The 13,697-nt window shown below is 48.2% G+C and carries 15 protein-coding genes; all 15 read right to left on the bottom strand.

All coding sequences use genetic code 11. From position 1 onward, the window contains the following. Positions 1 to 165: 165 nt before the first annotated feature. A complete protein-coding gene (rseP, locus tag NSS95_RS06160; RefSeq protein WP_014095420.1) occupies positions 166 to 1,425 on the bottom strand; it encodes an RIP metalloprotease RseP in 1,260 nt (419 codons plus the stop codon). Positions 1,426 to 1,488: 63 nt separating this feature from the next. Further along, positions 1,489 to 2,634 carry a 1-deoxy-D-xylulose-5-phosphate reductoisomerase gene (locus NSS95_RS06155; protein ID WP_340713837.1) on the bottom strand — a complete coding sequence of 382 codons (1,146 nt, stop codon included), beginning with the start codon at positions 2,632 to 2,634 and terminating at the stop codon, positions 1,489 to 1,491. Positions 2,635 to 2,652: 18 nt separating this feature from the next. Continuing rightward, positions 2,653 to 3,456 carry a phosphatidate cytidylyltransferase gene (locus tag NSS95_RS06150; RefSeq protein ID WP_014095422.1) on the bottom strand — a complete coding sequence of 268 codons (804 nt, stop codon included), beginning with the start codon at positions 3,454 to 3,456 and terminating at the stop codon, positions 2,653 to 2,655. Next, entirely contained in the window at positions 3,453 to 4,247 is a 795-nt protein-coding gene (locus NSS95_RS06145; protein ID WP_014095423.1) for an isoprenyl transferase, read from the bottom strand. Before NSS95_RS06145 ends, NSS95_RS06150 begins: the two co-directional genes overlap by 4 nt. Before the next feature lie 362 nt (positions 4,248 to 4,609). After that, positions 4,610 to 5,167 carry a ribosome recycling factor gene (gene frr / locus NSS95_RS06140; RefSeq protein WP_026104623.1) on the bottom strand — a complete coding sequence of 186 codons (558 nt, stop codon included), beginning with the start codon at positions 5,165 to 5,167 and terminating at the stop codon, positions 4,610 to 4,612. Then, on the bottom strand, positions 5,167 to 5,892 hold the full coding sequence (gene pyrH / locus NSS95_RS06135) for a UMP kinase (protein ID WP_014095425.1): 726 nt from the start codon (positions 5,890 to 5,892) through the stop codon (positions 5,167 to 5,169). Before pyrH ends, frr begins: the two co-directional genes overlap by 1 nt. 130 nt (positions 5,893 to 6,022) lie before the next feature. Next, positions 6,023 to 6,907, bottom strand: a complete 885-nt coding sequence (gene tsf / locus NSS95_RS06130; protein ID WP_014095426.1) for a translation elongation factor Ts — start codon at positions 6,905 to 6,907, stop codon at positions 6,023 to 6,025. 131 nt (positions 6,908 to 7,038) lie between these two features. Continuing rightward, entirely contained in the window at positions 7,039 to 7,794 is a 756-nt protein-coding gene (rpsB, locus tag NSS95_RS06125) for a 30S ribosomal protein S2 (protein ID WP_014095427.1), read from the bottom strand. Positions 7,795 to 7,938: 144 nt separating this feature from the next. After that, positions 7,939 to 8,484, bottom strand: a complete 546-nt coding sequence (locus NSS95_RS06120; RefSeq protein ID WP_061565825.1) for a hypothetical protein — start codon at positions 8,482 to 8,484, stop codon at positions 7,939 to 7,941. Between the two features lie 9 nt (positions 8,485 to 8,493). After that, entirely contained in the window at positions 8,494 to 9,267 is a 774-nt protein-coding gene (locus NSS95_RS06115) for a FliA/WhiG family RNA polymerase sigma factor (protein ID WP_014095429.1), read from the bottom strand. Positions 9,268 to 9,321: 54 nt separating this feature from the next. Further along, entirely contained in the window at positions 9,322 to 9,822 is a 501-nt protein-coding gene (locus NSS95_RS06110) for a chemotaxis protein CheD (protein WP_014095430.1), read from the bottom strand. Next, entirely contained in the window at positions 9,815 to 10,453 is a 639-nt protein-coding gene (locus NSS95_RS06105) for a chemotaxis protein CheC (protein ID WP_014095431.1), read from the bottom strand. The genes NSS95_RS06110 and NSS95_RS06105 overlap by 8 nt, the downstream gene beginning before the upstream one ends. An 11-nt stretch (positions 10,454 to 10,464) precedes the next feature. Further along, positions 10,465 to 10,893 (bottom strand): chemotaxis protein CheW, encoded by a 429-nt coding sequence (locus NSS95_RS06100; protein WP_168985996.1) that lies wholly within the window; start codon positions 10,891 to 10,893, stop codon positions 10,465 to 10,467. 52 nt (positions 10,894 to 10,945) lie between these two features. Next, positions 10,946 to 13,000 carry a chemotaxis protein CheA gene (locus tag NSS95_RS06095; protein WP_168985995.1) on the bottom strand — a complete coding sequence of 685 codons (2,055 nt, stop codon included), beginning with the start codon at positions 12,998 to 13,000 and terminating at the stop codon, positions 10,946 to 10,948. 12 nt (positions 13,001 to 13,012) lie between these two features. Beyond that, the gene (locus NSS95_RS06090; RefSeq protein WP_014095434.1) at positions 13,013 to 13,672 is read right to left on the bottom strand and encodes a CheB methylesterase domain-containing protein; all 660 of its coding nucleotides are present in this window, start codon (positions 13,670 to 13,672) and stop codon (positions 13,013 to 13,015) included. Between the last annotated feature and the right edge of the window lie 25 nt (positions 13,673 to 13,697).

Raw genomic sequence — 13,697 nt, 5'->3', positions numbered from 1 at the left:
GTAAAAATACGAAGATTTGGCGTTGCTTGTGAAGACGAGCGGGCCAAACCGGGCTAATGGCGGATCAAAAATGCAAATCCATTTTATAACCGTCTCCGTAAAGCAGGTAAGGAAGCAGGCCCTTTTGCAACAGGGCCCGCTGGAACCCCCTCGAAACCGGAAACTTTACAGGAAAAATCTTTGGATATCATTCCAGGTGACAATAATCATCAACAGCATCAGGAGCGCAAAACCGATAAAATGGACGATGCCTTCTTTTTGCCGGTCAATCGGTTTGCCCCGCAATGCTTCGATGCCGAAAAACAGCAGCCTGCCGCCATCTAAAGCCGGCAGCGGGAGCAGGTTCATAATCCCGATGTTGATGCTCAACAATCCTGCCCATTTAAACAAATAAATGATGCCCGACTTGGCGACGGTCTCTGTTGATTTGTAAATGCCGACAGGGCCTGACAGCATATCAATGGAAAAGCCGCCGCTGATCAGGTGGCCAAGCAGTTTAAAAATTTCCACCGTCCAAACGTATGTCTGTGTAATGCCGTACGTGGCTACTTTCAGCGGGGAATGGTCAACCGGGCTGGTCACGCCGATTCTCCCGATGGTCTTCCCGTCCTCTGAAATGCTTTTTGGCGTCACCGGAATGTCCATTGTTTTGCCGTTCCGTTCCACTGTAAACGTAATTTTTTCATCAGGGTGTTTTTGGATCACGTCGACAATGTCATTCCACGTCGAGATTTCGGCACCGTCAATGCTGATCACTGTATCCCCTTTATGCAGCCCGGCCTTTGCCGCAGCACTGTCCTTGACAACCGTTCCGAGCACCGGATCGGTCATCGGCACCCCCTGCACCACGGCCATAAGGGTAAAGACAAGGGCTGCCAGAACGAAATTCATGAGCGGGCCCGCAAAAATCGTGAGCGCCCGCTTCCCAAGCGATTTGGAGGCAAACTGGCGGTCCCAAGGCGCGATTTGCATTTCCATCCGGTCTTCGACAAGCACGGCATCCCTTTTCACTTTAAACGTCCGGAGGTGTTCATCATCGCCTTCTTCATAGCCTTTGATTACAAGCGCACGTTCCAGATCTGCAGATTCCGTTTCAATCATGCGCAATCCGGTATACCGGTCTTTTCCGTTCACCACGATTTTTTCAACGGCTTCGTTTTCATCGAAAAGCAGCCCAACCCGCTGGCCTGGCTTCAACTCCGGCATATCCGGGTCTTCCCCCGCCATCCGTACGTATCCGCCGATCGGAAGCAGGCGGACGGTATACTGCGTTTCGTTTTTCTTAAACGAAAGGATCTTCGGGCCGAATCCGATCGCAAATTCGCGGCATAAAATCCCGGCTTTTTTGGCAACAAAGAAATGCCCGGCTTCATGGAAAATGACAAGTGAACCAAAAATCAAAATAAAGGCTATAACTGTCGTCAAATGAATACCACCTTACTTTAAAATAGTCTCCGCCTTTTTCAGGAACTCCGGGCAAGCTCCCGCTTATATGAGCGAGGCCACATAGTCCCGCGTCTCACGGTCAACGGCCCAGATCGTTTCCAAATCAGGGTGTATAATTACATTATGCCTTGCAAGCGCCTTTTCAATCAACTGATCAATTTGCAAAAACGAAATTTTTTCCTGCAAAAAGGCATGGACCGCCACCTCATTGGCCGCATTCAGCACGGCCGGCATCGATCCGCCGGCTTTTCCGGCTTCATAGGCAAGTTTCAGGCAGTAAAAGCGTTCTTCATCCATTTTTTCAAAATGAAGCCGGCCGATTTCCGCCAAATCGAGCCGCTTTGCATCCGGTAGCGGCAACCTTTTTGGAAATCCGAGCGCATATTGAATCGGGATGCGCATATCGGGCATCCCGAGCTGCGCCTTTACGCTGCTGTCACGGAATTCGACGAGAGAGTGGATGATGCTTTCGCGGTGCAGGATAGTATCAATTTTTTCAAAGGGAAGGCCGAACAGCCAGTGTGCTTCAATGACTTCGAGCCCTTTATTCATCATGGTTGCCGAATCAACCGTGATTTTGGCGCCCATCGACCAATTCGGGTGGTTCATCGCATCTTTTACGGTGACGGTTTCAAGCTGTTCCCTTGTATAATCACGGAAACTGCCGCCGGATGCGGTAATGATGAGCCGTTCGATCTCATCCCGGTTTTCCCCTTGCAAACATTGAAAAATGGCGGAATGCTCGCTGTCGATCGGAAGAATTTCAGTTTCGGCGCGCCTTGCTGCATCCATCACGAGGTGGCCAGCTGTGACGAGCGTTTCTTTATTGGCGATCGCAACAGTTTTCCCCGCCCGGATCGCCTCCAAAGTCGGCAACAGCCCGACACTGCCAAGCACCGCATTGACCAAAATATCCGATTCGGCATATACCGCCGTTTCGACCATCCCTTTTTCCCCGTAGAGCACAACCGGGCTGTCCCCGAATTCGGTTTTCAGCCGGGCACAGTCTTCTTTGTCAGCGACAGAGACAAGCGCCGGATGAAACTCCGAAATAATTTTCCTCGTTAAATTGAGATTTCTCCCTGCTGAAAAGGCCGCGAGCCGGAATGCTTCCGGATGGTTCCGGATCACATCCAGCGTTTGTGTACCAATGGAGCCCGTCGCCCCCAATAAGCTGATTTGCTTCAATGCTATCCACCTCTTTTTCTATCCCGCCATCATTTTTAAAAAATGGATAAGCGGGAGGACAAACAATAAACTGTCAAAGCGGTCCAAAATGCCGCCGTGCCCGGGCAGGATTTTCCCTGCGTCTTTTACCCCGTAATGCCGTTTATACGCGGATTCCACCAAATCCCCAATCTGGCCGAAAACGGAGAGGACGACCGTGGACACCATGAGCCGCCCGAGCCCGAGGCCGATATTGGAATAGAAAAAAAACAGCACAGCAACAATGACCGCACACAGTACGCCGCCAAGCGCGCCTTCAACCGTTTTATTCGGGCTGATCTCTGGCCACAGCTTATGCTTTCCAAAAGCCCGTCCGACGAAATAAGCGCCGGAATCCGTTGCCCAAATGAGAAACAGGGCGTAAAAAATATAGGTTATGCCCGCATCTGGCGCATTTCTTGTTTCAATAAAATAATAAAAGCCGATGCCAACGTAGATGGCGGACAAAATGTGGAAACCAGCCTGCTCAAATGTAAACCGGTTTTTCGTCACCACCATGTAGGCAAGAAAAAGCAGCACGATCATATACACCAATTCAAGCTTTGAAAAGCCTGTTTGTGCGATGACATGCATATACTTTGATGGAAATAAAATCAGCCAAAGCAGCAGGACGGAAAGGAGGCCGCCAAAGGAAAAAAATGACTGTTTTCCCATCCGCAACAGCTCGTATAGCGCAACGGTCGCCATGGCATACACGAGCAGCGCAAACGGCCATCTCCCGTATATCACAAAAGGAATAAAAAAAGCTGCTGCCACGATGGCTGTAATGATTCTTTGCTTCATTCAGACTGCTCCTCACTTTTTAAACCGCCGTATCTTCGGGAACGTTTTTGATATTCTTCAATCGCACTTAAAAAATGTTCCTCATTAAAATCCGGCCATAACACATCGGTAAACACAAACTCCGTATACGCCAGCTGCCACAACATAAAATTGCTGAGCCGGATTTCCCCGCTCGTCCGGATTAAAAGGTCGGGGTCCTGCAGGCCGTGCGTCATTAAGTACTGGTGGAACACTTCCTCGGTCAGCTCGTTTTCATTCATTATACCATTTTTTACATCCATTAAAATATTTCTCACGGCGCGCATAATTTCATCCCTGCTCCCGTAGTTCAACGCAAAATTGAGAATCAGCCCGTCGTTTTGCGCCGTTTCACTGATCGCTTTATTGATGGCCCTTTGAGTATGAAGCGGGATTTTTTCTTTGCACCCCATCATCTGCACTTTCACATTTTCCGCTTTCAGCTCGGGAAGATAAGTGGATAAAAATTCTTCCGGCAGCTTCATTAAGTATTCCACTTCTAATTTTGGCCGTTTCCAGTTTTCTGTTGAAAAAGCATACAGCGTCAATACTTTGATTCCGAGCCGGTTGGCGATACGGGTAATTTTCCGGACGGTTTTCATGCCTTCGTGATGGCCGGCCACCCGCGGCAAATGGCGTTTTTTCGCCCATCTTCCGTTGCCGTCCATGATGATGGCGACATGTTCCGGGATGGCGGCAGCTTTCACTTTTTCGCCGCGGGTTGTCGTGTCGCGGCCTTCTTTATCGAAAGATTTCCATCTTTTTAAATTCATATGCACATTTGCCCTCCAAATGGTATCCGCCTGCAACTTTATGCACGGTACCGCGGCCATACGTGTTCAGTCGTTTCCGGCAAAAGTGGTATGACCTTTGTATTCCATTTGCCAACCTCTATTATAGAGAAAATGGATGCGTTTGTGTAGTTCTGTTTTTTAAACGATCCGGCCATTTGGTTTGGGGGTGTATGGAAAACCGGCTTTGTATCCCCTTTTAAACGCGTGTGTAGCCCCATTTTCCGGCAATATGACAGGATTTTAGAACCGGAACATTCCATGCTCCCGGGAAAAGCGCGCACTGATAACATAATAAAAAACTTCCATCGGCCGCTTGCCAACGGAAGTTTTTTGTCCGGCAGTCAGACTTCCATAATTTCCTGCTCTTTTGTTTTTGTCATTTTATCGATTTTTTGAATGTGCTGGTCGGTGATTTTCTGAACGTCTTCCGCGAAACCACGATGCTCATCTTCTGTAATCTCACCGTTTTTCTCCTGCTTTTTCAGTTCATCATTGGCATCACGGCGCACGTTACGGATGGCAACTTTTGCTTCTTCCGCTTCTTTTTTGATGAGCTTCACCAGTTCTTTTCTACGTTCTTCCGTTAAAGGCGGGATGGAAAGGCGGATTACGGAACCGTCATTATTCGGCGTAAGGCCGAGATCCGATTTTAAAATGGCCCTTTCAATTTCACCCAGCACCGTTTTATCATACGGCTGGATCACCATCAGGCGCGCTTCCGGCACGGAAATGGACGCAAGCTGGTTTACAGGTGTCCTAGCGCCGTAGTAATCTATCGTGATTTTATCGAGCAGGGCCGCGTTTGCACGCCCCGCACGGATGGAGCCGAGTTCGCGCTGAAAAGCCTGGATTGCTTTTGCCATTTTATCTTTTGCAGTGTCAATGACCTGATTTGCCATCATATTTTCCCCCTAACGATTGTCCCAATGGTTTCGCCCAAGACGGCGCGTTTGATGTTTCCTTCCTCCATAATTGAGAATACTATAAGCGGGATGTCATTGTCCATACATAAAGAGGACGCGGTGGAGTCCATGACAGCGAGGCCGTCTTTGATGACATCCAGATATGAAAGCTCTTCATATTTCACAGCATCTTTGTCCAGTTTCGGATCGGCAGAATAAACACCGTCCACATTATTTTTTGCCATTAAAATGACATCGGCTTCAATTTCTGCTGCACGCAGCGCGGCGGTCGTATCGGTGGAGAAAAACGGGTTGCCCGTACCGGCGGCAAAAATAACGACACGACCCTTTTCCAGATGGCGGATGGCCCGCCTTCTGATATAAGGTTCTGCCACCTGGCGCATATCAATGGAAGTCTGCACGCGTGTTTCCACGTCGCTCTGTTCCAGGCTGTCCTGAAGGGCCATTGCATTCATGACCGTGGCGAGCATGCCCATATAATCAGCCGTTGCCCTGTCCATTCCCATCTGGCTGCCGATCTTGCCGCGCCAAATATTGCCGCCGCCGACGACAATCGCCACTTCAACGCCAAGCTCGACAATTTCTTTTACTTGCCGCGCGACGGACTGGATGACCGTCGGATGAATACCAAAGCCCTGCTCTCCAGCCAATGCCTCACCACTTAATTTCAATACGACACGTTTATATTTAGGGGTGTCCATTTTGAACCTCCAATATGGTTATGTAAAATTGCCCCGGTCCATCTTTGCCGGTAAACGGGGCGTTTTTTTTGCAAGGTTAAAATCCTGCCTTCTTTTAAAAAGAGGAACACACTGTGTTCCCCTTTTAAAACTAGTTTTTCTTCACTTGATTCATGACTTCTTCAGCAAAGTTTTCCTGGCGTTTTTCAATGCCTTCGCCGACTTCATAACGGACAAAATCTGCCACTTTTGCATTATGGGAAGCGACGAACTGCCCAACCGTTTGATCCGGATTTTTGACAAACGCCTGGTCTGCCACACAAATTTCCTCGAAGTATTTCTTCAAGCGTCCTTCCACCATTTTTTCCACAATCTTTTCCGGTTTGCCTTCGTTCAGCGCCTGTTGTTTTAATACTTCGCGTTCATGGGCCACTTCTTCTTCCGAAACCTGGTCGCGGGAGATGTATTTCGGATTCATCGCTGCAACATGAAGGGCAACGTCTTTTGCAACAGAAGCATCGGTTGTGCCTTCAAGAACAGTGAGCACACCGATACGGCCGCCCATGTGGAGGTATTCGCCGAACGCACCGTTATCCGTTTTCGTTTTCAGGGCAAAACGGCGGAGCGAAATTTTTTCACCGATTTTGGAAATCGCCTGTGTAATAAAATCATTGACAGTCGATCCGTTTGCCATTGTTGATTGTAAAGCGGCATCCAGATCGGCCGGTTTGCTTTGAAGCAAATGTTCAGCGATTTCTTTTACAAGGTTTTGGAATTCTGCATTTTTTGCAACAAAGTCTGTTTCGGCATTGACTTCGAGAATGACGGCGTGGTTGCCTTCGCTTAATACGTAAGTGGTTCCTTCTGCAGCAACGCGGTCTGCCTTTTTCGCCGCTTTTGCGATCCCTTTTTCACGAAGATAGTCCACCGCTTTTTCCATATCGCCGTTCGTTTCCGTCAGCGCTTTTTTGCAATCCATCATGCCTGCGCCGGTTTTTTCACGAAGTTCTTTCACCATTTGAGCTGTAATTGCCATCGGATTTCCTCCTTCAAGTTTATGTACGTCTCCCTAAAAAAAGGTGATAAGCACAAACCTTCTTATCACCTTTTTTATTGGGATATTTTGGGTAAGGTGCGGCCGCTGTCAAACCCCGGCCGGAAAACGGATCAGGCTTCGACAGTCGTTTCTTCCGTGCCCGCTGCTTCGCCGGATTCGGCCGGAACTTCAGCGGCACCTTCTTCGCCCTGTTTTGCTTCCACAATAGCATCCGCCATTTTGCTGGTCAAAAGTTTGACCGCACGGATCGCATCATCGTTTGCCGGAATGACATAGTCAATTTCATCCGGATCGCAGTTTGTATCCACAATCCCGATAATCGGAATGTTTAATTTTCTTGCTTCCGCTACCGCGATGCGTTCTTTGCGCGGATCGATTACAAACAATGCATCCGGCAGGTTCCGCATATCTTTAATGCCGCCAAGGAATTTCACCAAACGGTCGTGTTCTTTTTTCAACTGGACGACTTCTTTTTTCGGAAGGACATCAAATGTGCCGTCTTCTTCCATTTTTTCGATTTGTTTCAAACGGTCAATCCGTTTTTGGATCGTTTCAAAGTTGGTTAAGGTTCCGCCAAGCCAGCGGTGGTTCACGTAAAACATGCCGGAACGTTCCGCTTCATCTTTAACGGATTCCTGCGCCTGTTTTTTCGTGCCGACGAACAGAATATTTCCGCCGTTGCCTGCAAGATCTTTTACAAAGTTATAAGCTTCTTCTACTTTTTTGACCGTTTTTTGCAGGTCAATAATATAGATGCCGTTCCGTTCCGTGAAAATGTATTTTTTCATTTTCGGGTTCCAGCGGCGCGTCTGGTGGCCGAAATGGACACCGGCTTCGAGCAGTTGTTTCATTGAGATTACTGACATTTTATTTCCTCCTATGGTTTTTTTCCTCCGCCCCAATCCTTTTCAAAAGGAGACCGCTTAAAAGCAGCACCGTCCTTTAAATCATGAAGCGTGTGTGATAACACCAACGATTACTATACCATAAAAAAAAATGCGAATCAAGCATTATCCGCGTCCTGTCTGAAATTTGAGAAGCAGCTCGATTTCCGTGCGGCCTTTATTTAATTTTTGGGCAATTTCATCAACAGTATACCCGTTTTGTTGCAAATCATTCACTTTTTGCAAAAGGCTTTTTTCTTCCTGAAGCTGCCCATCGCTTTGTTCCCCTGAAATTTGCCGGGCCGCATTCCGGTACGCCCGGTTTGCGGATACCTGGATGAGCGCATCTGACTTCAGTTCCGCTGTTTCTTCTGTCTCAGGCGGTTGTTTTGTTTCCGAACCCGGCTGTCCCGTTTCCGGCCCTGCTTTTTCCCCCGGGCTTGCCTCTTTCATCCTGCCTGCTTTCATTTTTTTGATGAAAGCATCGTTTTCTTCTTTTAACTCCATCAGGTATACGGAAAAGATGTCTTCAATTTCTTTCACCATTTTATTGACGTTTTGTTCTGCCCGGGCAAAGCGGTTTTGCCGTAAATAGAGCAGGATGATGGCAAAAATGGAGAGCACATTAAATAGGAAAGAAAGAATGAGGAAAAAAATAACCGTTTGATTCACCCCCTCTGATTACAGCAGCCGTTTTTCCAAAATATTCCGCAGTTTGTAAATGGCCTTCGAATGGATCTGGGAAATCCGGGAAGTGGAAAGCCCCATCACTTCGCCGATTTCTGTCAGCGTGCATTCTTCCTGATAAAAGAGGCTCAGCACAAGCTGCTCTTTTTCCGACAGGGCACGGATGGCCTCCGCCAGTTCCTTTACGGTTTCCTTTTTTTCCAGCTCGGATTCCGGCTGGCCGGCATTCCTGTCCCCGGACACGAACCGGGATGCTGCTTCCGGTTCATCATTATCGGTGCCCGTTTCTTCAATCGACAGGACATTGGCAAAAAACTGTTCATTCATCGTTGTGCAGACTTCCGTTTCTTCCATGCCAAGCTCCAAAGCGACTTCTTTTGGAGAAACGGTGCGCAAGTATTTCTGCTCGAGACTTTCAATGGCGCTTTCAATTTTTTTCGCTTTTTCCCTTGTGCCTCTTGACAGCCAGTCTTCTTTCCGCAGGCCGTCCAAAATCGCGCCGCGGATCCGAAAAGAAGCATATGTATCAAATCTCAGTTCGCGGGACGGATCAAATTTGTTTAATGAATCCAAAAGCCCGAACATGCCAAGGCTTTTTAAATCCTCTTTTGACACGTTGCGGGGAAGCCCGGCGGCAATTCTTTGGACATGGAAAGAAACAAGCGGCATATATCTTTTCACAAGGGCATTTCCGGCTTCCGGATCACGGGATTTAAGCCACAAATCCCAATCTTTCTGCTCCTCACCCTGTTTTGGCTCCTCCGCCATATCGCATCCCTCCTTGTTGCCATCGCTTTTCCCGAAAACAAAGGGGCGGCCTCGTCATATTTCGACAGAACCCTGGTTGACCGTTCTCACGGTCAGTACGGCATTTCCCGGGTTAAATTCAATCGTGCGGCCGCTTTTTCCCCCGGTATCTTCGGCCACCAATTGAATGCGGTACTTTTTCAGTTCCTGTTTTACAGCCTCGACATTGCGCGGCCCGATCCGCATCGCTTCATTCATGGAAGAAAAAGAAAACATTTCGGCTCCGCCGGCGATTTTTGCTAGCAGTCTGCTCTGGTGGCAGCCTGCGCTTTTCAGCATGCCGATCAGTTCAAAAATAGCGGTATCCGCAAATTTTGCTTTATTCATATGCTCTCCATTCTTCGCAATGAAGGATGAAGGCAGCATTACATGGGCAAGCCCGGCTGTTTTAGCCGGCAAATCGTACAAAACGACGCCAACGCATGAGCCAAGCCCGGTTGTCCTGATCAGGCCGGGAGAAGTGACGATCTTCATTTCCGCAATGCCCACTTTGACAATGTTCATTTCGCTATCCATCTAATTCAACCCTTAGCGCACGGAATAGGATTTCATAAGAATCCGGATCCGGAAAGAGGAAAAAATGCCCCTTCATATCGGAATTTTCCGCCTGCTCATCGCTCAGCACTGTATCAATCACGATGGCATAATCGCTGACCTGGGACAGTTCAATCAAACCATAGCTGATAATGGAACCGAACATATCAATGCTGAGTGCCGGGACGGAAGGCAGCATATCCAGCTTCGTAAAATCGGAAAGCGCCGTTAAATAAGACCCCGACAAAATATTGCCCAGTTCCAGCATCGCCGACAGCCCGAGCTCCGGGTATGGCGGCTTTTCAAAGGAGAACGACGGATCCTCGATCATTTCTTTAATGAATCTTTCGCCCTGGGCAACCGGCACGATGAAAAAAATATTGCCGGGCGCATCGCCTTCAATCCGCAAAAACACGCTCACCACAACGAGCTCAGCGCCGCCGATCAGCTCCATAATTTCTTCAAAGGAGGCAATATGGACATCCGGGACCGTCATTTTGATTTTTTTATGCAGCAATTTGGAAAGCGCCGTTGCGGCATGTCCCGCTCCGATATTCCCGATTTCTTTTAAGACATCAAGGTGAAGATTTGTGATTTTATTTTTAATATCCATTTAAAATACCCCTATTGTAATGGCGTTAAAGTTTTTTCTAAATCAAGCAGCAGCAAAAGCCTCTCGTTTATATTCGCCACACCGGAAATAAAGTCCTCTTTGCCCGCGTTTACCACTTCCGGCTCGGGTTCCACTTTTTTTTCGTCGATATCCAGAACATCCGTCGCCTCGTCCACAAGCAGGCCCGTTTCAATTTCTCCAAACCGGACGATGATCAGCTTGCGTTCCTCCTTATCAGCGTCCGTGTCATCCTCCATGCCAAACCGTTTTTTCAGATCAATGACCGGAATAATGATACCGCGTAAATTCATCACGCCAAGTATAAAAGGAGCGGTAAGCGGCACTCTTGTAATATGCTGCAGCTTTTCAATGGCCAAAACCTGCGTAACCGGCAGGGCATACTCTTTATCATTCAACTGAAATACGATCACTTTCTCCAACGATCTCAACCTCTTTCCTGGGCAATGAAATGGGCGGCAAGCGCCTTGTTTTCTATTTGATCAGCGCATTGCTGTCGATGATAAGGGCAACCTGGCCGTTTCCAAGAATGGTGGCGCCTGATATGGCAAATACATTCGTTAAATAATTTCCTAAAGATTTTAATACGATTTCCTGCTGGCCGATAAAGGCGTCCACCACAAATGCAGCCAGTTTTTCCCCTTTTCGCACAATCAGTACGGAGACATATTCATCATTTTGCTTTGCATCCGGAACTTCAAATATTTCATTCAAAAAGACAAGCGGCACCACTTTGCCCCGGAAATCGATCACTTTTTGGTGATGCGCTTTTAATATTTCGCCCTTCTTAATAATGGCCGTCTCTACAATAGAGGATAACGGAACAGCATATTTTTCCGTCCCGATTTCCACAAGCATGACGGAAATGATCGATAAGGTAAGCGGCAGCTGAATCGTAAAGACGGACCCGCGCCTTTCTGCGGAATGGACAGAAATCGAGCCGCCCAATGATTGAATGGTTGATTTCACCACATCCAGCCCGACACCCCGGCCGGAAATATCGGATACATGGTCAGCGGTTGAAAAACCGGATTCAAAAATCAGGTTATAAATCTGGCTGTCTGTTAAACTGCCGGCTTCTTCCTTTTTGACAATGCCTTTTTCAATGGCTTTTTCCAACACTTTTTCACGGTTAATGCCGGCGCCGTCGTCTTCAATTTCTATAAACACATGGTTGCCGCTGTGATAAGCTTTTAACGTAATGGTTCCTGTTTCCGGCTTCCCTGCCCGCTTTCTTTCTTCCGGCTGTTCAATGCCGTGGTCGCACGAATTCCGGATCAGATGGACAAGCGGGTCGCCGATTTCATCAATGACGGTGCGGTCCAGTTCTGTTTCGGCGCCGATAATGTCGAGATCCATTTTTTTGTGCAATTCTCTTGCCAGCTGGCGGACAAGCCGCGGAAAACGGTTAAACACCGTTTCGACCGGCACCATCCGCATGTTCAAAATAATCGTTTGCAAGTCGCCGGAAATTCTGGACATCCTTTCAACGGTTTCATTGAGCTCCGGATGGTTCACTTCTTTTGCAATTTGTTCGAGGCGCCCGCGGTCAATGACCAGCTCTTCAAATAGATTCAGCAGATTATCCAGCCGCTCGATGTTCACACGGATCGTCTTGGTTGTATGTTTCTGTTTTTGCGGATGCTTTTTTGCCGGTTTTTGCGGATGCTTTTCCGCTGCGTCCGGTGCTGCCTGTTTTTTCTGCTCTGGTTCTGCCGGTTTCTCCGATTCTGCCGTTTCCGGGTGTTGACCGCGCCCATCCTGCTTTGTGAGAGTCACGGTGCTTGCTTTAACATCTTCAATCTCTGACACCTTGCAGATTTTTTCGCGAATCTCTTCCCTGTCTTCTTTTGAGATCAGTGTCACTTTAAATTCATTGTCAAACTGTTCTTCTTCCAGCTGGTCGGCCGGCGGATCGGAATGGATGATCTCGCCGCATTTTTCAAGGATATCAAAGACCATGAATACCCGCGCCGCTTTTAATAGGCAGTCGCTGCGCAATTTTACCGTGAACTGGTAACAGTTGTACCCTTGTTCTTCCGATTGAACAATCACGGCCTGTTCGTACTGGTCAAATTCGTCTTCCTCTGTTTCCGCCTTTTCCGCTGTCGCAGCTGAAGTTTCTTTCTCCGTCTTCTTCTCTCCGGCTGAACCATGATCTACCGCTTCGAGGCGGGCGATCGTCCCGCTCACATCCAATTTGCCGTCCCCACCGTTTGCAACCGATTCCACCATCGCTTCCAGATGGTCCACCGCAGTAAAAATCACATCGATAATGTCCGGGGTTACAGACAGCTTCCCGTTCCGGATGGCATCAAGCACATTTTCCATCTTATGGGTCAGATTGGCGAGATCTTCATACCCCATTGTTGCCGACATCCCTTTCAATGTGTGGGCGGAACGGAAAATTTCATTGACAATTTGCAAGTCATCCGGGCTTTTTTCAAGTAGCAGCACATTTTCGTTTAACGACTGGATATGTTCCCTGCTTTCTTCAATAAACACTTCCAAGTACTGGCTCATTTCCATCTATACCACACCCTAATCACTAATAAATTTCATGATTGCCTCCGCAATTTTTTCCAGCGGCAAAACTTCATCCACCACTTTCGCGGCAATGGCACTTCTCGGCATGCCGTAAACGATGCAGCTTTCTTCCGCTTCGGCAATCGCTCTTACGTGCCCGCGATTCTTTAAGGCGATCAAACCTTTTGTTCCGTCTGAACCCATCCCGGTCATGATGATGGCAAGTGTTTCATAGTTTTTTAGCATGCTCACCGATTCAAATGTTTTATCCACAGCCGGCCTGTGCCCGTTAACCGGCGCGGATTGCTCAAGCTGGATAAAGAGATGTGCGCCGTGCGCCTCCACGCCCATATGGAAGTCCCCGGGCGCAATATAAACCGCCCCCGGCTTGAGCATTTCGCCATCCTCGGCTTCTTTCACCCTGATGTTTGAAATGGCATTCAGCCGGTTGGCAAGCGACTTTGTAAATCCGCTTGGCATATGCTGGACAACCAGAACGGGCGCTTCCAAATTCCCGGGCAGGGAAGAAAGAACGGTTTGCAGGGCGCGCGGGCCTCCGGTCGATGTTCCGATGCAAACCAATTTTTTCTGTGCTATCCGTCCGCTTTGAACAGGATCGGACAAAGGTTGCGTGTTTTTTTCCGGTTCGCTTCCTTTACGTTTTTCCCATTTCACAAATCTGCCCCCTGTTTTTCAAAAC

The organism is Weizmannia sp. FSL K6-3076 (genome assembly GCF_038007245.1).
Lineage (GTDB): Bacteria > Bacillota > Bacilli > Bacillales > Bacillaceae_C > Weizmannia > Weizmannia faecalis.
Note: the sequence above shows the minus strand (reverse complement) of the source record. Positions and strands in the feature narration are given on the sequence as shown.

What these genes read in the sequence shown, in the direction of transcription:
- pyrH (WP_014095425.1), bottom strand. Translation starts at nt 5,892, where the DNA reads ATGGACACCCCTAAATATAAACGTGTCGTATTGAAATTAAGTGGTGAG.
- rpsB (WP_014095427.1), bottom strand. Translation starts at nt 7,794, where the DNA reads ATGTCAGTAATCTCAATGAAACAACTGCTCGAAGCCGGTGTCCATTTC.
- NSS95_RS06115 (WP_014095429.1), bottom strand. Translation starts at nt 9,267, where the DNA reads ATGGCGGAGGAGCCAAAACAGGGTGAGGAGCAGAAAGATTGGGATTTG.
- NSS95_RS06110 (WP_014095430.1), bottom strand. Translation starts at nt 9,822, where the DNA reads ATGGATAGCGAAATGAACATTGTCAAAGTGGGCATTGCGGAAATGAAG.
- NSS95_RS06150 (WP_014095422.1), bottom strand. Translation starts at nt 3,456, where the DNA reads ATGAAGCAAAGAATCATTACAGCCATCGTGGCAGCAGCTTTTTTTATT.
- NSS95_RS06095 (WP_168985995.1), bottom strand. Translation starts at nt 13,000, where the DNA reads ATGGAAATGAGCCAGTACTTGGAAGTGTTTATTGAAGAAAGCAGGGAA.
- NSS95_RS06105 (WP_014095431.1), bottom strand. Translation starts at nt 10,453, where the DNA reads ATGGATATTAAAAATAAAATCACAAATCTTCACCTTGATGTCTTAAAA.
- frr (WP_026104623.1), bottom strand. Translation starts at nt 5,167, where the DNA reads ATGGCAAATCAGGTCATTGACACTGCAAAAGATAAAATGGCAAAAGCA.
- tsf (WP_014095426.1), bottom strand. Translation starts at nt 6,907, where the DNA reads ATGGCAATTACAGCTCAAATGGTGAAAGAACTTCGTGAAAAAACCGGC.
- NSS95_RS06145 (WP_014095423.1), bottom strand. Translation starts at nt 4,247, where the DNA reads ATGAATTTAAAAAGATGGAAATCTTTCGATAAAGAAGGCCGCGACACG.